This is a genomic window from Paenibacillus lupini (genome assembly GCF_011761355.1).
GTDB classification, from domain to species: domain Bacteria; phylum Bacillota; class Bacilli; order Paenibacillales; family Paenibacillaceae; genus Pristimantibacillus; species Pristimantibacillus lupini.
The window spans coordinates 536,740-557,196 of the sequence record NZ_JAASRW010000001.1 but is presented as its reverse complement, the minus strand read 5'-3'; the positions used below and the strand labels follow the sequence as shown (position 1 = coordinate 557,196).

Annotated in this window: 19 protein-coding genes; 5 read left to right on the top strand and 14 right to left on the bottom strand. The window is 45.6% G+C overall.

Annotated elements, in window-relative coordinates; translation table 11 throughout:
• Positions 1-4: 4 nt before the first annotated feature.
• Positions 5-4,420, bottom strand: coding sequence for a DEAD/DEAH box helicase (locus FHS17_RS02770; RefSeq protein WP_167274049.1), 4,416 nt, complete (start codon positions 4,418-4,420; stop codon positions 5-7).
• A gap of 203 nt (positions 4,421-4,623) precedes the next feature.
• Between FHS17_RS02770 and FHS17_RS02765 the strand changes: the two genes are divergently transcribed.
• Positions 4,624-4,950 (top strand): DUF5658 family protein, encoded by a 327-nt coding sequence (locus tag FHS17_RS02765; protein WP_167274044.1) that lies wholly within the window; start codon positions 4,624-4,626, stop codon positions 4,948-4,950.
• On the opposite strand, the gene FHS17_RS02760 is transcribed toward FHS17_RS02765, so the two are convergent.
• Positions 4,947-7,061 (bottom strand): WG repeat-containing protein, encoded by a 2,115-nt coding sequence (locus FHS17_RS02760; RefSeq protein WP_167274040.1) that lies wholly within the window; start codon positions 7,059-7,061, stop codon positions 4,947-4,949. The genes FHS17_RS02765 and FHS17_RS02760 overlap by 4 nt on opposite strands.
• Positions 7,062-7,318: 257 nt before the next feature.
• Between FHS17_RS02760 and FHS17_RS02755 the strand changes: the two genes are divergently transcribed.
• From FHS17_RS02755 to FHS17_RS02745, 3 genes are read left to right on the top strand one after another with little or no spacing between them, the layout of a single operon-like run.
• The gene (locus FHS17_RS02755; RefSeq protein WP_167274035.1) at positions 7,319-7,642 is read left to right on the top strand and encodes a PadR family transcriptional regulator; all 324 of its coding nucleotides are present in this window, start codon (positions 7,319-7,321) and stop codon (positions 7,640-7,642) included.
• Entirely contained in the window at positions 7,635-8,195 is a 561-nt protein-coding gene (locus FHS17_RS02750) for an HAAS signaling domain-containing protein (RefSeq protein ID WP_167274031.1), read from the top strand. The genes FHS17_RS02755 and FHS17_RS02750 overlap by 8 nt, the downstream gene beginning before the upstream one ends.
• Positions 8,188-8,994, top strand: a complete 807-nt coding sequence (locus tag FHS17_RS02745) for a DUF4097 family beta strand repeat-containing protein (RefSeq protein WP_167274027.1) — start codon at positions 8,188-8,190, stop codon at positions 8,992-8,994. The genes FHS17_RS02750 and FHS17_RS02745 overlap by 8 nt, the downstream gene beginning before the upstream one ends.
• A 57-nt stretch (positions 8,995-9,051) precedes the next feature.
• On the opposite strand, the gene FHS17_RS02740 is transcribed toward FHS17_RS02745, so the two are convergent.
• The 9 genes from FHS17_RS02740 to FHS17_RS02700 form a co-directional block, all read right to left on the bottom strand.
• Positions 9,052-9,411: a glyoxalase superfamily protein gene (locus FHS17_RS02740; RefSeq protein ID WP_167274023.1), complete on the bottom strand. Its 360-nt coding sequence runs from the start codon at positions 9,409-9,411 to the stop codon at positions 9,052-9,054.
• Positions 9,412-9,434: 23 nt separating this feature from the next.
• Complete coding sequence (locus FHS17_RS02735) at positions 9,435-9,782, bottom strand: VOC family protein (protein WP_208420202.1); 348 nt, start codon at positions 9,780-9,782, stop codon at positions 9,435-9,437.
• Between the two features lie 23 nt (positions 9,783-9,805).
• Complete coding sequence (locus tag FHS17_RS02730) at positions 9,806-10,270, bottom strand: VOC family protein (RefSeq protein ID WP_167274017.1); 465 nt, start codon at positions 10,268-10,270, stop codon at positions 9,806-9,808.
• A gap of 12 nt (positions 10,271-10,282) precedes the next feature.
• A complete protein-coding gene (locus FHS17_RS02725; protein WP_167274013.1) occupies positions 10,283-10,753 on the bottom strand; it encodes a pentapeptide repeat-containing protein in 471 nt (156 codons plus the stop codon).
• A 78-nt stretch (positions 10,754-10,831) separates the two neighbouring features.
• Positions 10,832-11,383: a GNAT family N-acetyltransferase gene (locus tag FHS17_RS02720; RefSeq protein ID WP_208420201.1), complete on the bottom strand. Its 552-nt coding sequence runs from the start codon at positions 11,381-11,383 to the stop codon at positions 10,832-10,834.
• Between the two features lie 31 nt (positions 11,384-11,414).
• Entirely contained in the window at positions 11,415-11,858 is a 444-nt protein-coding gene (locus FHS17_RS02715) for an NUDIX domain-containing protein (protein WP_167274009.1), read from the bottom strand.
• A 14-nt stretch (positions 11,859-11,872) separates the two neighbouring features.
• Entirely contained in the window at positions 11,873-12,988 is a 1,116-nt protein-coding gene (locus FHS17_RS02710; protein WP_243865150.1) for a nucleotidyltransferase domain-containing protein, read from the bottom strand.
• Between the two features lie 356 nt (positions 12,989-13,344).
• Entirely contained in the window at positions 13,345-13,743 is a 399-nt protein-coding gene (locus FHS17_RS02705) for a hypothetical protein (protein WP_167274000.1), read from the bottom strand.
• A 504-nt stretch (positions 13,744-14,247) separates the two neighbouring features.
• Positions 14,248-15,414, bottom strand: a complete 1,167-nt coding sequence (locus tag FHS17_RS02700; RefSeq protein ID WP_167273996.1) for a chromate transporter — start codon at positions 15,412-15,414, stop codon at positions 14,248-14,250.
• Positions 15,415-15,521: 107 nt separating this feature from the next.
• Between FHS17_RS02700 and FHS17_RS02695 the strand changes: the two genes are divergently transcribed.
• A complete protein-coding gene (locus FHS17_RS02695; RefSeq protein WP_167273992.1) occupies positions 15,522-16,139 on the top strand; it encodes an NUDIX hydrolase in 618 nt (205 codons plus the stop codon).
• A gap of 61 nt (positions 16,140-16,200) precedes the next feature.
• Here the strand turns inward: FHS17_RS02695 and fsa are convergent, their stop codons facing one another.
• From fsa to zwf, 3 genes are read right to left on the bottom strand one after another with little or no spacing between them, the layout of a single operon-like run.
• Positions 16,201-16,869, bottom strand: coding sequence for a fructose-6-phosphate aldolase (gene fsa, locus FHS17_RS02690; protein ID WP_167273989.1), 669 nt, complete (start codon positions 16,867-16,869; stop codon positions 16,201-16,203).
• A 24-nt stretch (positions 16,870-16,893) separates the two neighbouring features.
• Positions 16,894-18,885, bottom strand: coding sequence for a transketolase (tkt, locus tag FHS17_RS02685; RefSeq protein WP_167273986.1), 1,992 nt, complete (start codon positions 18,883-18,885; stop codon positions 16,894-16,896).
• Positions 18,875-20,386 carry a glucose-6-phosphate dehydrogenase gene (gene zwf, locus FHS17_RS02680; protein ID WP_167273983.1) on the bottom strand — a complete coding sequence of 504 codons (1,512 nt, stop codon included), beginning with the start codon at positions 20,384-20,386 and terminating at the stop codon, positions 18,875-18,877. The genes tkt and zwf overlap by 11 nt, the downstream gene beginning before the upstream one ends.
• Positions 20,387-20,457: the final 71 nt, after the last annotated feature.

Below are 20,457 nucleotides of genomic sequence, written 5' to 3'. Positions count from 1 at the left end.
GCTTCTATTTCAATTGGCTTTGCCATAAGACCAGAGACTTTTTATCGCTTTCTGCTCCTATTTCCTTCAGCAACGCACCTTCTTGGGTTAATGTAACGGCTTCGCCGTTCCATTGTTCAACCACAATCTTAGTGAGATGCTGTCTGTGCAGCAGTGTCTTAAAGATAAACTTCAACTCATCTGCAGCAGGAAGGGCGTCCGAATCATTCGGCTGCATGGAATGAATTCGTTTCCCGTTGTTTTCGATCCAGTATAGCCACTGATCCCCACGAATAATTAAAAAATGTCCCGGCTTGCGTGCAAATGTACAGCCTTGACGCTCCGGCCATTCCATCATGAGACCAAACGGATTTGCTGGATCAACAGCCGAGAGCAAGGTGAGAGCCGTATTGCTGCGTGCTCCTGCAGGAAGCGGCTTGCGAATGGCATCGGCCATATCCGGAGTTGTAAACTGCATCGTGACCGCACCTTCGATAAATAATCCGCGTGTCAGTGTCCCCCACTCCTCAAGTCTGCGCAGTACGGGCTGGAGACGATCCCAGCTGTACGGAGTAACCGATGAAGCGAGCTCTTTGGTCACGATTCCGTACGTGTCCAGCAAGTGGCGAATCCAGTACATTTCCGGTGGGTCTGAATTGTGATTCCCGGGAGCAGGAACCTCTTGCAGCGGCAAATCTTCAATCAAGCTTGCAGCCCAATACCATCTTCCTAGACCTGAGCCTGTCTTTGCCCAATCCTTTCCTTTCTTCAAGGTTAACAATCGAAGCGGCGCGAATTGGTCATTGGATGCCTGGCCCTCCCAAGCCAGATCAAGCAAGCTTGATAACAATTCAGTAGGTAGTTGTCCTGTTTCCCTTGCTAGGCGTGTCAAGAAGCTAGCCCCGTTACGTTGCAGCATGTCCAGGAGTTCGGGATGTGAAGACTTCTTCTCTTTACTTTCTGCCAAATAGGGCTCATAGATCGAACGGCTGCTTGCAAGGAAGAAAGCGATCTTTCCTTCCTTCTCTTCCGGCTGTTTCTTGCCTAACCACAACACCTCACCGGCTGCGCAGAGCAAATCCAGTTCTTCCTTCCTGTAATCCGCAACACGAGAAGGGAAAATAATGGATTCCCAATGGGATAACGGCAAATAAATCCCCTGAAGCCGCTCGATCACAAGCCTTAACCCCTCGCTTCCGCGAAGCTGAGCCCCCTGCAGCGCATGCTGGCGAAGGGCAATCTGAACGCACCATCTTATAGGCGATGCAGGCTGCACCTGCTTGCGTGCTTCGCCTATGGACAAGCGGATCATACGCTCTGCAGCGCGGCGGCTCGACCAGATCCGCTCCTCAGGAGAAGCAGCGAATGGCGCCTGCTCCAAGCTGCCTTCTTCTCGCAGCTTATCGACGAGCCTTCTCGCCTCTGCAAGAGTCAGCTTTGGATACCGTTCACACAGCTCTATTTCGGTAAATGAGATCCGATTGTCGGCAAACCGGCGAATTATGAAAGCCGAAGCTTCATCGGTAGCAGGGAAGCTCGAATAGATCTCCTGCTCATCCCTGCAAATCCACCGTTGCTCCTCCTGAGGCATATCCTCAGAGGGCAAGTAGCTTGTAAGTTCACCATCTCGCTGAAGCTGCTCTGCCCATTGCAAAGCTTCTGTTCCAGCCAGCTGTATAAGTTCATCAGCTGCCAAATCACCACGTCGTTTCAGCAGGCTTACGACATCTCGAGCTTCGCGTATCTCAAGCTCCGGCTCCGACAGTCTTTCCCGCTCTGCTTCCAGCACTTGCTGAGGAATGGCGTTACGCACCGCTTCTTCACCAAACAATCGGCCAGCCAGATCCTTACTTACATTCATAAGCTGCATCTGAATGGCGGGATCAAGTCCGTCACCTTCATAGATCCGCATATTTACATAATCAGCAAGAAACTGCGTTGCCATCGGAGAAGGATATTCCGTCTCCTTCACCACAACTTCTATCTCATTATCTTGAATAGAAGTTAATAGCGCGCGAAGATCCTCAAGCGACAAATAATCATGAAGACATTCCTTCATCGCTTCCGTCAAATAAGGAAAATGCTCGGCATAAGGAAGCGCTTCGCGAAGCAATTCCTCACTGCGCAGCCTTTTCTGCCACAGCGGCGTCCTTCCGAAACTGCGTGATAACAGCAGCGAAGTCTCGGCAATATGCCGGAATGCAATGGCTAGCAGCGGTGACCCGGTAATCGCTTCGGTCAACAGTGCCTCTACATTAGAAGGTGTAACCTGCCAGATCGTCTGCAGCCAGGAGGAATCCCATTCGGGCAGGACGAACTCGATGCCGTTATCCTTCGCATTGCCGTACAGCCGGTAGGGCAGAAGCAGCTCGAACTGCCGCTCAATGGCGAGCAGCCAAGTTCGGTTTAGCCTTCTGCCAAACGGATTATGCATAATGACATGGGTCTGGTTCATGAGATCCCGATAAGTCTCGATTACAATCCGCTTATCCGTCGGAAGGTCACAGATAGCTTGCTGGGAACGAATAAGGGACAACAGCTGCTCACCAGTGTAGTCATCCATCTGGTAGTTCTCGGTGATCCAAGCCAGAAGCTTGTCATCTTCCCCTTCAAGCAAACGCCGCTCTATCTCAGCAATAAACGCTCCAACCTTCTTCCCAAGGGAATAGGAACGTCCAAGTCCTTCATTACGCCAAAACGGTATCTCACTAAAGCGATTGCCCGCCTCAGACACATACACACGATCCTTATCAATCCGTCGAATCATCCAGCCGTTCATGCCAAGCTGGAACACATCACCTACGCGGCTCTCCTGAACGAACTCTTCATCGAGCTCACCTAGATGGACGCGGCTGTCCACATGATGCACCGGATAAGCCGAGCTGGAGGGTATCGTTCCTGCGCCAGTAAGCGCGCCAATCATCGTATTCTTCCGCTTCACGAGCGTATCCGTATCGCGGTTCCAATCCAGCCGCGGCCGGGCAAACGGGTAAAAGCCCGCCAGCACCTGAAGCATTCCGCGCAGCCTCCCCATCGGGAAGCTGCGGTAGCTGTCACTGCGGGCGATCAGCCGATGCAGATCGCCTACAGCCATGTCCTCCGCAGCGACGATAGAAATCGTCTGCTGTGATAGGACATCAAGCCGATCCCTTGGGATCCGAATCGGCTCAATGTCACGCTCGGCAATTTGTTTGCCGAGCACGGCCATTTCCGGCAGCACTCCTCGCTGCCGGGCAACAAGGGCGCCGCGGCTGGCGCTGCCGACGGCATGCCCTGCCCTGCCGATCCGCTGAATGCCGGATGCGGCTTCAATCGGCGAATCGAGCTGGATAACCAGCTCGATATGCCCAACATCGATGCCAAGCTCCAGCGAGGAGGTGGCCACGATGCAGCGAAGCTCGCCAGCCTTCAGCATCCGCTCAACTTCCAGCCTGCGCTCCTTCGCAATGCTGCCATGATGGGACCTCGCCATCTCATAGCCAGCATGGTCGTTCAGCCGAAGGCATAGCCGCTCACAGAGGCGGCGGCTGTTGACGAAGATAATGACCGAATAGCAATCGGTCATCAGTGCAAAGAGCCTGTCCAGTATCGGCAGCCAGACCGCATCACGGGTCTGCATGGGCTGCGATTGATCAGGCATCGTTAATGTGACTTCAAGCTTTTTAACCATATGGCTTTCCACAATCGTCACCGGGCGAGGATGGTATCCAAGCGGATGACGGAACAGCTCTATGTTATCTTCTTCTGCTATTCCTTCTTCCACGCTGTTAGGTGCTTCCTGCCAGCCTCCTAAAAAACGGGCCACCCGTTCCAATGGCTTTTGCGTAGCCGATACGCCAATCCGTTGTATACGCCGGCCGCACCATAACTCCAGCCGTTCCAGAGATAAAGAAAGATGAGATCCTCTTTTATCTGCTGCCAGATCATGAATCTCATCAATAATAGCGAAGGAGACCGTCTTCAGCATCTGCCTTCCCTTCTCGGAGGTCAGCAGAATGTAGAGTGACTCCGGCGTCGTGACCAGAATATCCGGTGGTTTCCGATACATAGTGGATCGAACTGAGCTGGAAGTATCTCCTGTCCGGACCCCGCTGCGAAGACCTGGCCAGCTGTTATCCGCTGAAGCCGCATGCTTATCAATCTGCTCGATAAAGGCAACCAGATGATCGTGAATATCGTTGTTTAATGCTTTCAGTGGCGTAATATAAATAAGCCGAACTCCGGCCTCATGCTTCTGAGCTTTTATTCGTGCGATCGCATCAAGGCATGGAAGGACAGCCGCCAATGTTTTGCCCGACCCCGTTGGAGCGGCAATCAGCGTGTTTTCGCCTGCTGCAATCGCTTTCCATGCTTGTTTTTGCACATCGGTCGGATCCCCAAATTTAGCTCCGAACCATTCCGCAAGCGATGGATGAAAGGAAGATAATGGCGAGCTTTGCACGTTTCTCAGCTCCATCCGAGTAGTGTCGAATACATTTCTTTTACCACCTTATTATACCAGCACAACTTAGTCAGCGCCAAAATGAAAAACAGCGCATCGAAATCCCCTATAGGTAGGGAATCTCCATGCGCTTGCTTGCTTTGGTTTGATACAAAATGTATCATTATAGTATAACATTATTTACAAGAACGGGATGTGTTGGAATGTCTGTCATCCATCGGCTGCCGATGCGTGCCATGCTCATGTGGCTCTTCTTTTTCAGCCTTACCGACGCTGTCTTTACCGATATTGGTATTCGATTAAATCTCATAACCGAGATGAATCCATTCGTTTCTTGGCTCTATGATTGGCATTTTGCAGCTTATTATGGCATTAAACTGATCCTGCCGCTTCTCTTTCTCCTGCTCTTTCCCCAATTGAAAAGCCGTCAATGGATGCATGTCTCAGCTGTCGCTTTATTCCTGCTGTACTTATTCGTGAACTTGTATCATTTGTTATGGGTCACACTAGCCCTCATTCAAGCCCATTAAGGATGGAACGCTCGCCAGAAATCACCCCGCTCATCAATGATGCTCTTAATCTCTTCGAACGGTATCTTAAACGTCGGGAATCCCGCAGCGTAAGGGCCAATATCATAGGGCTGAAAATACAAATGCAGCGCATCCTGCGTAACGAAGAACGGCTGATCCGGCTTTATCCCCTTGTACGTATCCGGGAACACATAGTCATATTGCGGATCTGTCTTAATTTGCTCGCCTACAATATCACTGAGTACTTTTACATAATTACTGCCCGGCTTAAACAAGTCCTTCAAGGCATACATCGCACCATTCGTCACATTGATATGTGAATACACCTGAGTTGGCATGCCATGCGCTGCTCCGGCAGGATAATTGTAACCTGTCATCTCGATTTCAAGCAGGTTCTTCTTGAAGAAGGTGACGTCAAAATCTCCCGAATACGTATAACCAAGCTGCTCATCTCCTGGAATCGGCTTCACTTGGGACAGCACTTTAAGCGTTTCGTTCACCCGTTCCTGCGCGGCATGATCGGGAATTCCTTCAACAGCCGGATAATAGACGACATAATCCTTGTTTGGTTTATACTTATGCTCCCTCACGTAATAAGGAAGACGAAGTGGAATAACCGTGTTAGGTTCCCATATAATCCGCCCATTACGGGCCGCATATTTAATACGTTGGTCAATATTGACCTGTATGAGATCATCCTCCAGCTTCAGCGTCCCGCTCCCCTCAAATTGTGGATAGCCAGGAGCAGGGTTACCGCTTGTATTAATGAAGAAGGTTGTTTTACCGTTACTGGCGGAAGCGAGTCCTCTCTTGTATTCCATGACATTCGTATAAATAAACTCAGTCAGCCGCTTACCATCCGCATCAAATATCGCATACATCGATCCGAGGAACGGCTGGTCCGGGTCAATTGCTTTTCCAACTGCGTAACGCTGCTGGCCTAAAGCTTGAATATCGTTGTAGATGGTTTGAATAACGACATTACCTCTCGTGTCAATCAAGCCGTATTCCGAGCCAAAATCATCCGCGTTATTCACAATCGCACGCCCGTTCTGGAATGGAAAAGCGGTGGAATATGCCGGTTGAATCCGCACATTGCCCTTCTCATTGATATACCCGTATTTCCCATTAACCGTCTGCTGGAAAGGCAATAATCCATCTCCAAGCACCCCAACGAATGGAAAATGATATTCCGCCTCAGTCGACCCGTCATGACGAATCAAGGCATATTGATTATCTTTTACCTTCACGATAGCGCGGTGGTTAGCAAAATCGCTGGCATCCTCATAACGAAGTGGAATCACTTCTTTACCAGAACGATCAATATAACCGTACATCGTTTTACCATCTGCCTGCTGGTTGTTGACCATTGCTCTTCCGTCATGTATATCGGCCATATAGGAGTAATCTTTGCTCGTGAGAATATCACCTGAATCATTCATTAGTCGATAATGACCCTTCTCGTCGATCACAACCGCTCTTCCTTCCGAGAAAGGAGCAATATAGCTGTATTTCGGCCTAACAAAATATGCCCCAGTCGTATTAATTAACCCGCTTCCATTATCCTCTTGTACAATGGCTAGCCCATTTGTCTGGAAATCCTCCGCATAGTTGAAACGGACAGGAATGGCCATCGTCCCGATCCCATTAATGTATCCCCATTTTGTTCCGCGGGTTGTTTTCTCCGATCCCGGATAAAGCGATATCGCCCTTGTTTCCAGCTCTTGATCATCAGGTACCACATTACGGAAGCCAAGCGGACTCCATTCATAGACGGCTCTTTTTGTCTGCTCTTCTCCAGTACGCCAATTAATAATAAGATTATTAACCATGCGGGTTGTCACGGGAGCTGCTGTCAGCTCTGCAACGCCATAACCTTCCCCTTTTGCCGCTGCTGCAATCATCCAACCGATATGACGGTATTGCAAAATGTGAACATAAAGCTCATTTTCCCAGCGATAGATAACCGTGAGCTCTGGAACGCCATCCCCGCTCAAATCCTGCGGATAGATGGCATATTCATTCGAAGGATGATCCATCATGACCAGCTCTGCACCTTGAGGCAGCGAAGATTGTGCCAATCGAATAATCTGATCGTTTATCCAGTCCATTCGCGTTAGGTCCCCTTTCCCAGTGCTTTACATCAACTCACTATTCGTATGCTGGAAATAAGGGGGAATATGACATGAAGTTAACTGGGCATGGACTATTGTCAGATTGAAAGCACTAGACATTCGCCCATTTATAATACGGTACCTTGCAATAAATAGTACTGAATGGTATATTGTATTCAACGAAGCAATATTCATAAACAGGTACTGTTCAATATATAGTACTAAAGCCATTAACCAAACGAGGTGCTTACGATTTGAATGTTCAATTTAAAAAAGGAGTTCTAGAACTGTGTGTACTTGTCATGTTAGACAAGAAAGATCGATATGGATATGAGTTAGTTCAAAAAATATCCAGTCAAATCGAAATCTCTGAAGGCTCCATCTACCCCATTCTCCGCCGTTTAACGAATGACGAATATTTTACGACTTATCTGCAAGAGTCCACAGAAGGACCATCGCGAAAATACTATAGGCTCACAGACAAAGGAAGAACCTACCTGTATGAACTTATTACCGAATGGAATGAGTTTGCAAGTGGCGTGAATCAATTGATAAAGGAAGGTGTGAACAATGAATAAACATATATTTTTACAGCAATTGGAGCACGAGTTGAAAGGAATTCCCGCTGTTGAGCGTGCTGATGTCATACACGATTATGAAGAGCATTTTATGTTCGCAATAGAGGCAGGAAAATCAGAAGAAGAAATTGCAAGTGCGCTAGGCTCACCTTCCCAGATCGCCAAAGAGCTGCTTGCCAACTATCATGTAAAACGAGCGACAGTAAGCACATCGGCTGGCAGCATTATTCGGGCAACTTGGGCTGTCATTGGACTCAGTTTCTTCAACCTGGTGATAGTTCTTGGCCCTGCTGTTGGAGTCGCTGGAGTCATAGTCGCCGGATGGGCATCAGCCTTAGCATTGGTACTCTCCCCTCTTCTTGTCATCGTTAATGCGGTTGTGCATCCAAGCACTTTCTTACTATTTGATCTCTTCTTCTCCCTTGCAACCTGCGGCTTAGGCATCTTCCTTGGGATGGGAATGCTGTACGTCTCTAAGCTTGGGAAAAATGCATCGATCAGTTATCTGAAATATAACGTTTCTTTGGTAAAAGGCGGGTTAAAACATGACTAATAAGAAAAAGTTATCTGCGATTGCAGCGGGATTATTGGTAATTGGCCTTGTTGGAAGCCTGATCACTTACCAGTCTACAAATGAATTCAATGAGGTCTCTGAACAAAAGACTATCACCGGCTCACAAGTGACTGCCTTAGATATTAACTCAGACAATTCCCGTATTGAAATATGGCCAACTACGGAACAGGATGTAGATATTCAATTAAGCGGTAAAACAGCAACTAACGTAAAGCCGCTGTTCACTGCTAACGTTGAAGATTCAACCTTGTTTATTACTTTAGATGAAGATCAGAACAAATGGTTTAACTTTAATTTTCATGATTACAAGCTAACCCTTAAAGTTTACTTGCCGGAAAAACAATATAATGCGTTTAAGATCGCAAATAATAACGGGTATATTTTGGCTCAGAAGCTTACAGCGACTTCCATTCAGGCAACAACAGATAACGGACGAATTGAGTTAAACGAAAGCACAGCACAGGATGTGAAAGTAAAAACCGACAACGGAAAAATCACACTCAACCATGTCACTGGTGTGCTTAATGGGAGAGCCAATAATGGTTCTATTACGGTTCTGACCAAAGAGATTAATCAAAATATCACGCTTGAAACGGACAATGGCAGAATTTCGCTTCAAACCGAGACCGAACCAAATAACGTATCCTTTCTCACTCATGTAGACAACGGAAGAGTTAATCTCTTCGACAAGTATAAAGAGGATACGGTTATTGGAGAGGGGAAAACGGTCGTTAAACTAACGGCCGATAATGGCAGTATATCGGTGGAAAAACAATAAACGAAAGAAGCCGTCCCATCTGGGGCGGCTTTCTTTCATAGGTATCTCTTCTGTTCATTAGAATTCACAAAATAATATTCGATTACCAAATGGATCATTAATCTTGCACTCTACACTTTCCCATGGTGTCTTCTCCAGACCAGGTCTTGCGTATTTATATTTCTTTTCCATCAGTTCCTTATGCAGATCACTAATACCCGTCATTTCGATCCGTATCGTTGATCCAGGACTAGAATCGCCATAATGCTCACTCAAGTGCAGCCTTACATTGCCTTTGGAGATCTGCATATATACCGGCGTGCCCGGTTCGAACCGATTCTCCCAATCCAGCGTAAACCCAAGAAAGTCCAAGTAAAACTCTTTCGCCTTTCCCTCATCAAATATACGAAGGATCGGTACAAGCTGCTTAAGCTCCATGCAATTAGCCTCCAAACTAAACCTTACTTACAAACCATAAGCAGATTGCCATCAGGATCTTTAAAATTAAACCAATGACCATTTTCAATTCCTGTAACTAATTCTACATTCTTCATTTTCATAAAGGCATAGGCCTTATCAATATCATCCGTATGAAATTGAAAAGCCGGCACCGTATATACATTCTCCGGAGAGTATATCTTGCTGTCCAATACAATATCGGGTCCTTCCATTGGCAAAACATAGATGTGACCAAAAAACAGTTCACCAGTTGCAGGCAGGCCTAAAATGTCAGAATACCAATCCCGGGCATTTTCAATGTCGCTAACGGGAATAAAGACTCCATTGATTTTATTGGAAATGGGATTCATCACTTTTCTCCTTTGAGTTTGAGCTAATCGTTATTTACTACTTTACGCATCGCACCTAGAACAATGTTGTAGCCATCAGGATCAAGGATATGAACATTCTTGAATTCCCAGCCGCCATGTGACCCTTCGAAATCTTCAGGTCCAATGACAGCACCTCTTGCGCGTATTTCATCGACAAGCATATCTATTTCATCCCAACCGATATGCAGGAAGGTATCCCAGCCACGATCTGGACCTTCCCATTCTGTTGGATAATTCGTACGTCTAGCAGAATTAGCATTTGGTCTAACATCGTCCAACGATACGGCTTGCTGAAGAATAAAGCACACTTCATCACGCTCGGCATGGCCCCAGCCATCCACTGAAAATCCAAGGCAGTCACGGTAATACTCCTGCGATCTTTCAAGGTCAGACACTAGGCGAACTTGGATCGCTTTTCCCAGAGTAATTCTAGATTTTTCTTTCTGCGCAATCACCTGTTCGCTCATAAGTTCCTCCTTTTATTTCTCTTTGATTAAGTCAGAAATTAAGATCCCATTGATTCTAAGGCCCGTGATGTCACAGTCTGTTAACTCCACATTGGATAGATCACAACCATTGAATTGAGTATAAGGTAAAATGCAATTATGGAAACTTATTGGCTTATATTGCCCGTCAGGTTTGTGAAGTCTATCCCCTTCCATTGGAAGAATAACATTATGAAATTCTGTTCCAAATAGATTGACATAGTTAATAACGGCATAGCTTAAGTTAGCGCTTTTAATGCTAACACCTGTCAAATTCGCATCCGAGATTGTAATCTCACTCATATTTACATTATTCAAATTCATTGCATGCATGTTTACGTTATTAATTCTCGTCTTGGCCAAGCTGACATTATCAATATCGAGTTCCTCCGCCTTAACTTCCTGCCACTTCGATCCTGATATATCCGCTTGATGCAAATCCAAAGGCTCAATCTTTAAACTCATGACCTATCTCCTTCGAATTACAAATTTAAGCTGCCTCTATATCTTCTACAAGCCTCCGGCCTTTACCTTTATTAACCATTACTTTAACTTCTCATATTCAAGCTTTGTGAGACCATAAATATATTCATCATGCTGCTTACCCATCGTATAAATCATGTTCCGAAGTTTGCCTTCCTGGACAAAGCCAAGATGCTCCTGTAGAGCAATAGATCCCTCGTTAAAAGCATAAACATGAGCATTAACTTTGTGATACCGTAATTCTTTAAAATAATATCTCAGCAGGATCATGACCGCATCGGTGGCATAGCCATTACGCCAATGCTCGCGGAAAATGGATACTCCATACTTGAACGTTCCGTGTCTCGGATTACAGTTATTTGTACAGATACTTCCAATGTGCGTGCCGTCTAATGTCTCGATTGCGAGGAAAATATTATCCCCGTCATAGGTATTCGCCGCTTGGTGCTCCGCCCACTGTCTCGTACCTTCTTCCGATCTTGGAAAATGTATCTCATCGCATAGTCTGGCATTTTCTGAATCCATATCATTATGATGAAACTTGTCCCAGTCTGAAGCCTGGACCGGTCGCAGCCTAACCTTTTTGCCTGCCCAAATATAGTTATTAATCATGAGACCTCCTGCTATTTCTATTTTTTATGGTTTATTGCCATTCACTTCTAAGCTCCAGCTCTACAATCCCTAGCAGCTCTGTCCGCAGCCCTTCGCCTTCGAGCTTATACACCAGCTGCTGAGCCGTTTCGATATTCATCGTCACTCTGCCCGTCGTCTCGAAGCCATCCGGCATCTCCACATATTGCTTCACCTTCGCTATTACAAATACGGTATACGTATCTGTGTTCTCCCAATACCAAGCTGCAATAGGAACCCGTTCTGCTTCTAACAGCAGTCCCGCTTCTTCAACCGTCTCGCGGTCAAGTGCTTCATCAAGTTTCTCCCCACTCTCCAGTCTGCCTCCAACCGTTGTCAGGTTCTTCTCGTATTTATCCCAAACCATAACGATTGATCCTTCATCTGTAACAGGTATGCTATGAATTCCTGCGATACGTTTATCCGTTGGCAAAACTCCAAACAGTGGTTTGAGCATAGTCTCATACTCCTCTACACGATGAATGAATTGAGATACTGTTTAAATTCTGCTACATCTCGGAATCGATTAATAGCAACACCATGCTGTCTTAGATGCTCCTCTAGCAAGGTATCCAAACGTTCTACAGCTTCAAAGAGTGGTTGTAAGTCACTAGGATCAAGAAGTGCGGCTAGGTCAGGAAATCCCAACTTTTTATAAACATCCATATATTCTAATTCTGAATCGGTAGAAATTGGCCAATATCCCTTTTCCGAAAAATAGAGAGTACGTGCTATCTCTGCCTGCACACCTATTCCCCAAAAATAGGCTGAAGTGTAATCGTTCCTTTCACAAGCCGTTAATACTTTATCGAATATCCCTTTGATCTCTTCGTAAAAGCCCTTCATTCGATCCGAATAGTTGGGACCATCGACATATGATTCCTTCTGCAGAGTCAACAATCTCGAAGTGTTCTGAATTAACTGCTCGCAAGATTCAACGACTACAGTACTTGAACCAGATTGCATAATGGTCTGCATCAACTCCTCGAGCTGATCCGGTTTATGTACAAACTCTCTTATTTGCTCCGTATTTTTACCCCAGCCTTTTTTAAAATAAGTCCGATTGATCAAGGAAACACTGTTCAACACGTAAACTAGTATCTCCCTTGCTTCATGACGGAATTGAGTTAACTTGTGCTCGGTATGAACCCTCATCATGTTACTCAGATGGACACAAGCATCTTTCAGTTGGGCTTCAGCTTTATTAAGAAATGCCATTCCTTGCGATGGCGCGGCTGCGATTTGCTCTCGCAATTTCATGAAGCGATTCCGGTCTTCGTCCGAACGAACGTATAATAATTTGCAATCTGCAATAATAGACACATTTAATTCTTCAAAGGCAGCCATCCTTTCAGCCCGCTCCCAGCTAATCGGCCAAAAGTCAAAGCAGATGTTATCCACGATAAATTGCACACTGTGGCGATAACCATCTGAACTTGCAGGAATGAAAAAGAAATCCAGGTCCGACCGCTCGGTCGCCGTTCCTTGTGCATAAGAGCCGTAATAACCGATAATCGCAATCTCTTCTAGAAAGTTGGATTTAATGTGCTCCACTAATGTATCAGCAACCTCAAAAACATTAAGCATATAAATCCTCCTTTGCATCAAAACAAAGTCGCACTAGAACTTTGCTAATGCGACTTGTATAGTGGATAATAATAATTTCATTATGAAATTACATCCATATAAAGGAAAGCGAAAGAATCTTTTAAGTGGTTTTTTCTCTATTCCTTCGCTTCTTCACCAAATAAACCATTCCATTACCTAGTGCGAACCAAAACAAGACTAACGTCAATGTCATCAGTGGACTGACATAATGATTCTTCTTATCCACTTGCACAAGGTACAAACTTAAGAACGCTGATATAACAAATCCGATTCCAAGAAAGATAGCCATCCTGCCTCTCATTTTCAAACGGATTCCCTTCCTCTCCGATTAACAATTAAGCTGCGATGTACACCTTCGTTGCATACCATCTGCCATGTTTAAGCTTCGTTGTCATCTTTACAACTTCTGTTCCGCCGAATGTAGGAGAAGCATCATGAAACTCAAAGCTTTGCTTGGTCGACGATTTTGCAACAAAGAAGAAGTGGAACAGGAATACAGGGCCTACACTGTGATCCTCAGGTTTATAGGTATAAGATGAAGCTGTCATATGATTGCGCAGCGGATTTAGTCGGTTGTAAGCCTGATCACTCATATACTTCTCGTAACTGCTATCTGGCTGCATCCCAACAGTCAGTATAGATTTAACATCCTTTGCAATCCAAAATCCATAGCATACATAGACGATTAAAAACAACGATACAACAGTCAATATGGTTATTCTCTTCCTACTCATATACTCTTCCTTTCTCTATCAATTCCATGTTATTTCCAGTAAATACAAGATTATCACATCTCTTGGTCCCATGCACCGAAAACTTAATTCCAACAAGAAATTACATATTATAGGTGATATACTTTAATGAAGAAGTTACTATTATCCTTCCTTTTGCTGCTCATTCTCTGTTCATGCAGTGCTCCATTTGATAAGGAAACCTGGTCAAAGGAACCTGAGAAAAGAAATAACATGGTGCATAATCTGATTAATATATGAACTAGTTGGAATGACGAATACAGAGATTATTGATTTACTAGGAGAACCCGAACAAATGCTTGATGAACCATCCCCTCAGTTTGTATACTACTTAGGACGTGCAGGGTTAGGAGTAGATGACAGTTTATTGCGACTCTATTTCAATAAGAACGGTGAGCTTGAGAGTCATGAAATCACACATGATTAAGCTCTATCCTATAAACGAAAAAGGCGTGAGAAATGCGAACACTTCCACGCCTTTTTCGTTTATAGGAGAGTCAATAATTCTCCGCCTGCTGCCCCAACCAACACAACGATCCAAGGCGGTAATTTCCAATACACAAGCATGCCGAATAGTAATAAGCCCAGTACGAAATCCCTTGATGAATCAACTGCACTCAACCACAGAGGATTATAGAGCGCTGCTAATAAAATGCCAACAACTGCCGCATTAACACCAATTAGAGCTCCCTGTACTTTCTCATGTTGCCTTAGCGTATTCCAATAAGGCAGCGTACCGGCCATGAGCAGGAATGCTGGCAAAAATATGGCAACGATTGCCAATATCGCACCTTTTACCCCGTTAATCATAGCACCAAGATAGGCTGCTATCGTAAATAGAGGGCCGGGCACAGCCTGCGCCGCACCGTAACCTGTCAAAAAATCAGCTTTACTGATCCAGCCAGTTGGAACGACTTCTCTTTCCAACAGCGGTAATACAACATGCCCTCCACCAAACACCAGCGATCCCGACCGATAGAAGCTTTCGATTAACGCCAGCCAGTCAGCCTCATAACTGTGGCGCAGAATTGGCAAGCCAACAAGAAAAATAAAAAACAGGCTTAAACAGACAGCACCAGCACCTCTGCTTATTGGAACCGTTAACGAATGGATGGTTGCTCCAGATTTCTGCCGATACCAGAAATATCCGATTCCCCCTCCTACGACGAGAACGAACAGCTGACTCACGGCTGTCTGCCACAATAACGTGACCGCTGCTGCAAGTATCGCAATTGTCACTCGATTACGGTCAGGCGTAAGCTTTTGCCCCATACTAAGTACAGCTTGTGCAACAATAGCAACCGCTACGATCTTCAATCCATGAATCCAGCCGGAAGTTCCTAGATCAAAACCTTGCATGAATAGTGCAAATAACAGCAATAGAATGACTGACGGCAGTGTAAATCCGATCCAAGCTGCCACTCCCCCTAGCCAACCGGCACGAAGCAAGCCGATACCTATCCCGACTTGGCTGCTTGCAGGTCCAGGAAGAAACTGCGCAAGAGCGACAAGATCAGCATAACTTCGTTCATCTAACCAACGCCGTCGCTTGATATATTCATTATGGAAGTAGCCTAGATGTGCAATTGGACCGCCAAAGGATGTGCATCCTAGTTTAAATGATACGATAAGTACTTCAAATAGAGCCTTCAAACGAATTGTTCCCCCCTATCTTTTCCCTTATTATATAAATATACGAGTACCTCGTTAATCCCTTTTACAATTACTTAAAGTCCAGGATGAAAGAAGGAATATCCAGTATGGAACTCAAATGGTTAGATTGGGCTAAACAGATGCAAGCGATGGCTCAGACGGGGCTGACGTATGCGACAGATGTATATGATATCGAGCGTTATGAAGCGTTACGGCAGATGAGTATTGAAATATTGGCTGAATATACTTCCGTAAGCCATGATAAAATATCCCTTGCCTTCGCAAGTGATAATGGATACACAACCCCAAAGGTCGATATTCGTGCGGTTGTTTTTCAAGATAATAAGATCCTTCTTGTTCGGGAAAAAGTGGACGGCGCTTGGTCGATGCCAGGCGGTTGGAGCGATATCGGATACTCTCCGAAAGAGATTGCGGTCAAAGAAACGCAAGAAGAATCCGGTTTCGATACAGCTGCGGTACGCTTACTAGCCGTACTGGACAAGAAGTTCCACAACCACCCGCCAAGCCCTTACCATGTCTATAAAATGTTTATTCTATGCGAAATCATAGGCGGCAAGGCGATAGCTGGTGTTGAAACCAGTGATGTTGGGTTTTTCGGATTAGACGAACTGCCTGAGCTATCCGTTGAACGAAATACCTTGGAGCAGGTACAGCTGATGTTTGAATATTTACATAATCCGAATAAAGAAGTCATTGTTGATTAATAGCTTAGAATATAAAAACACGCCGATCATATGATCAGCGTGTTTTTTTAAGTCATAAAGATTACAGTTGTGTTGTTTTCTTCCAGTCAGCTGCGAATTTCTCCATACCTTGATCCGTCAATGGATGTTTGGAGATTTGCTCGATAACGGAGAATGGAATCGTTGCGATATGTGCTCCAGCCATTGCTACGCGAGTAACATGGTCCGGGTGGCGAACAGATGCAGCGATGATTTGAGCATCCAGGTTATGAATGCGGAATAGTTCAGCAACTTTCGCTACCAATTGAACGCCGTCTTCCGAGATATCATCAAGACGTCCAAGGAATGGCGATACATAAGTTGCGCCAGCACGAGCAGCGAGAAGAGCTTGGTTAACAGTGAAGATCAGCGTTACGTTTGTTTTCACGCCTTTTTGCGTCAAGTAACGGCAAGCTTCCAGACCAGCAAGTGTCATTGGCAATTTGATCGTAATGTTTTTATCGTAGTTATTGATCTTGATCAATTCATCAGCTTGCGCAATCATCTCTTCTGCTGTCAAAGCGTCAGGTGTTACTTCTGCAGATACCGATTCAACTTCTGGTACTGCAAGCAAAATTTCTTCAATACGATCTTCGAATTTCACGCCTTCTTTTGCTACGAGCGAAGGGTTTGTTGTAACACCAGACAAAACGCCGACTTTATAAGCCTTTTTAATATCTTCCAAGTTTGCTGTATCGATGAAAAATTTCATATGAACAACCTCCGAATAATATTATTAGTTGAATTCTTTTGCCAAGCTTACTACGTTTTTCGTTGTGAATCCAAAGTATTCCAGCACATCTGCACTTGAACCCGAAGCACCAAAGGTTTCAACCGATAACACTTTGCCTTGTTTACCTGTGTAGCGTTCCCAGCCTAACGAAATACCCGCTTCAATCGCAATTCGGTTCGTTACTGCATCAGGAAGCACGCTTTGCTTGTATTCTTCCGACTGACGGTCGAACAGCTCTCGGCTTGGCATTGCAACGACACGAACGGAAATATTCTCTTGCTCGAGCTCTTTTTTCGCGTTTACAGCGAGTGAAACCTCAGAGCCTGTACCAATCAGAATGACATCCGGCTGGCTGTTTGTTTCCGTCAAGACGTAGGCGCCTTTTGCAACGGACTCAACGTTAGCCTTTGTTTCTTCGTAGATCGGAAGATTTTGTCTGCTGAGCACCAAAGCTACAGGACCATTCTGCTGCTGCAGCGCATAAGCCCAAGCGCTTGCTGTTTCATTAGCATCGGATGGACGAATGACAGTAAGACCAGGAATCGTACGCAAAGCAGCAAGCTGCTCAACTGGCTCATGGGTAGGTCCATCTTCCCCTACTGCAATGGAGTCATGTGTGAAGACATAAATCACAGGAAGCTTTTGCAGGGCAGCAAGACGAATCGACGGACGTAAGTAATCGCTGAATACGAAGAACGTGCTGACGAAAGGTTTTACGCCGCCATGCAGTGCCATACCGTTGCCGGCAGCGCCCATTGCATGCTCACGAACACCAAAGTAAACATTACGTCCTGCATAGGAATCAACGGCGAATTTGCCTTCTCCACGGATATCCGTCATCGTCGAGTGCGAGAGATCGGCACTGCCGCCGAAGATCGAAGGATCAATTTTCACAAAATGATTAATCGCTTCACCACTTGCTACACGAGTCGAGATTTGCTTCGAAGTATCAAAGGTAAGAATGTCTGCTGCTTCAAGGGTTAATGAACCGTCCAGCACCTTCTCGAATTCACTGCCTTGCGAAGGATATTGTGCTTTGAACGAAGCAACCAGGTCATTCCATGCTGCTTCTTTCTCTCCGCCATTTTGTTTCAATTGAGCAAAATGAGCTTTTACCTCTTCAGGAACAGTAAATTCTTCTTCATACTGCCAGCCATAAACGGCTTTCGTAGCGATCGCTTCTTCCTTGCCAAGTGGATTGCCATGCACCTTGTGCGTGCCTGCTCCCTTGCTGCCGTAACCAATGGTCGTACGAACCTCGATGAGAGTAGGTTGGGATTGATTTTGCTTCGCTTTAGAGATTGCTTCCGTAATCGCAGCAAGATCATTGCCATCCTCTACACGTAAGTATTCCCATTGTGCAGATTCTGTTCTCTTCCTTACATTCTCACCGAAGGACAAGTTAAGATCACCATCGAGCGAAATATCGTTCGAATCATACAGGACAACTAATTTGCCAAGCTTCATATGTCCAGCCATGGACATCGCCTCATAAGAGATCCCTTCCATCAAGCAGCCGTCTCCAACAAGCGCATACGTATAATGGTCAACAACCGGGAAACCTTCCTGGTTATATTTCGCAGCCAAGTGAGCTTCCGCCATCGCCATACCAACAGCATTCGCAATCCCTTGACCAAGCGGTCCAGTTGTTGCATCAACGCCATCTGTGTGACCAAATTCCGGATGTCCCGGCGTCTTGCTGTTCAGCTTACGGAATTGCTTCAAGTCATCAATAGATACTTGGTAGCCCGACAAGTGCAGAAGGCTGTAAAGCAAGGCCGAACCGTGACCTGCAGATAATACAAACCGGTCGCGGTTGAACCATTTGGCATTCGCTGGATTGTGGGAGAGTAATTTGCCCCACAGTGCGTAAGCCATCGGTGCCGCTCCCATCGGGAGACCAGGGTGACCGGAGTTTGCAGCGTTAATCGCATCGATCGATAAAGTACGGATCGTATCGACGGATAGTTGATCAATGTCCAATTTAGTAAGCATATTCTTCATCCTTCCGTTTCGTTTGTTGCTTTTCCTTCGATTCATCCTTCGTATCAAACCACCAATGGAAGCCATCCTCTGCTAATAAAGCATCAGCTTCAGCTGGACCATTAGAACCTGCTTCATAGGAGTGAAGCGGAACCTGGTTATCCTGGAAAGCATCCAGGATCGGCTGCACCCAAGCCCAAGCGAGTTCCACCTCATCCCAATGCGCAAAGAACGTAGGATTGCCCACAAGCGCATCGTAAATCAGGTTTTCATAAGCTTCCGGAATCTCCTTGCTGCTTTCATGCAGCTGGATTTGAACTGGTTTCAGTTCTCCGTTCTCCTTCGTATTGAGCTGCAGCATAATACCTTCGTTCGGGCTGATCTCAATATGAAGAAGATTTGGTGCTCCGCCGTTAATGACTGAGGAGGCTTGGTTTAAAGCTTCCTTGAATTCCACCACAATACGAGTTGATTTCTCCTTCATTCGTTTCCCGGTCCGGATATAGAACGGTACTCCCCGCCAGAAGAAATCATCAATTTGAATCTTAGCCGCGATGTAAGTGTCATTCATAGAGGCAGCTGCAATACCCGGCTCAGCACGATATCCTTTCACCGGATTGCCTCCAAGGGAACCTTCTGCGTATTGAGCGCGAATGACATTCGCACGCACATCCGATTTCGATAAAGGAATGAGTGCCTCCATGACTTGTTTCTTATGCTTCCGTACTTCTTGAGCGTTGCTGTTATGTGGCAGGTGAATCGCGAGCATCATAAGCATTTGAAGCATGTGATTCTGGAACATGTCTCTCACAGCACCAACATGATCGTAGTAGCCTGCCCGTTCTTCAACGCCGACGGTCTCACTTGCAGTAATCTGTACATTAGCTATATATCGATTGCTCCACAGAGCTTGAATGATCGGGTTCGCACTTTCCAACACTTCAAGATTCTGAACCATTGGCTTACCAAGATAATGATCAATTCGGAATATTTCGTCTTCAGTGAACGATTTGCTAAGCTGCTCATTCAATTCCCGAGCTGACTGCAAATCGTGGCCAAATGGTTTTTCAATAACGAGGCGTTTCCAGCCTGCTGTGGAGCCAAGGCCACTCTCGGCAATATTTGAAGCAATCGTTGTGAAATATTCTGGACCTACTGATAAATAAAAGAGACGGTTTGGCGTAAGCCCCAGCGTGCTCTCGCGTTCTTCAATAATTCCGAGCAATTTCTTATAGTCTTCTGTACGGCCGATATCAAGAACCGAGTAGCGGAATTTACTGATAAATGATTGTACAAGTTCCGGATTTACAAGTTCACGTCTAGAGAAATTCCGGAGTGATTGCTCCACACTAGTCTGGAAATACTCATCCGACCAGTCTCTTCTTCCAAGACCTATTAGAGAAAAAGAATCCGGAAGCTTTCCATCAACGAATAAATTGTATAATGCAGGATATATTTTTCTTTTAGCTAAGTCGCCAGTTGCACCAAATAACACATACGTTACGGGTTCCATCGTTTCTTCTCCCTCCAGCAGAACGAAAAGTTCTGTTTTTTTTCTGTAATTCCACTATAATACGTTTAGGA

Excerpts from the sequence above, each read along its gene's own strand:
- FHS17_RS02765 (WP_167274044.1), top strand. The coding sequence starts at position 4,624 with ATGTCTGTCATCCATCGGCTGCCGATGCGTGCCATGCTCATGTGGCTC.
- FHS17_RS02760 (WP_167274040.1), bottom strand. The coding sequence starts at position 7,061 with ATGGACTGGATAAACGATCAGATTATTCGATTGGCACAATCTTCGCTG.
- FHS17_RS02750 (WP_167274031.1), top strand. The coding sequence starts at position 7,635 with ATGAATAAACATATATTTTTACAGCAATTGGAGCACGAGTTGAAAGGA.
- FHS17_RS02745 (WP_167274027.1), top strand. The coding sequence starts at position 8,188 with ATGACTAATAAGAAAAAGTTATCTGCGATTGCAGCGGGATTATTGGTA.
- FHS17_RS02740 (WP_167274023.1), bottom strand. The coding sequence starts at position 9,411 with ATGGAGCTTAAGCAGCTTGTACCGATCCTTCGTATATTTGATGAGGGA.
- FHS17_RS02735 (WP_208420202.1), bottom strand. The coding sequence starts at position 9,782 with ATGAATCCCATTTCCAATAAAATCAATGGAGTCTTTATTCCCGTTAGC.
- FHS17_RS02730 (WP_167274017.1), bottom strand. The coding sequence starts at position 10,270 with ATGAGCGAACAGGTGATTGCGCAGAAAGAAAAATCTAGAATTACTCTG.
- FHS17_RS02725 (WP_167274013.1), bottom strand. The coding sequence starts at position 10,753 with ATGAGTTTAAAGATTGAGCCTTTGGATTTGCATCAAGCGGATATATCA.
- FHS17_RS02720 (WP_208420201.1), bottom strand. The coding sequence starts at position 11,383 with ATGATTAATAACTATATTTGGGCAGGCAAAAAGGTTAGGCTGCGACCG.
- FHS17_RS02715 (WP_167274009.1), bottom strand. The coding sequence starts at position 11,858 with ATGCTCAAACCACTGTTTGGAGTTTTGCCAACGGATAAACGTATCGCA.
- FHS17_RS02710 (WP_243865150.1), bottom strand. The coding sequence starts at position 12,988 with ATGCTTAATGTTTTTGAGGTTGCTGATACATTAGTGGAGCACATTAAA.
- FHS17_RS02705 (WP_167274000.1), bottom strand. The coding sequence starts at position 13,743 with ATGAGTAGGAAGAGAATAACCATATTGACTGTTGTATCGTTGTTTTTA.
- FHS17_RS02695 (WP_167273992.1), top strand. The coding sequence starts at position 15,522 with ATGGAACTCAAATGGTTAGATTGGGCTAAACAGATGCAAGCGATGGCT.
- fsa (WP_167273989.1), bottom strand. The coding sequence starts at position 16,869 with ATGAAATTTTTCATCGATACAGCAAACTTGGAAGATATTAAAAAGGCT.
- tkt (WP_167273986.1), bottom strand. The coding sequence starts at position 18,885 with ATGCTTACTAAATTGGACATTGATCAACTATCCGTCGATACGATCCGT.
- zwf (WP_167273983.1), bottom strand. The coding sequence starts at position 20,386 with ATGGAACCCGTAACGTATGTGTTATTTGGTGCAACTGGCGACTTAGCT.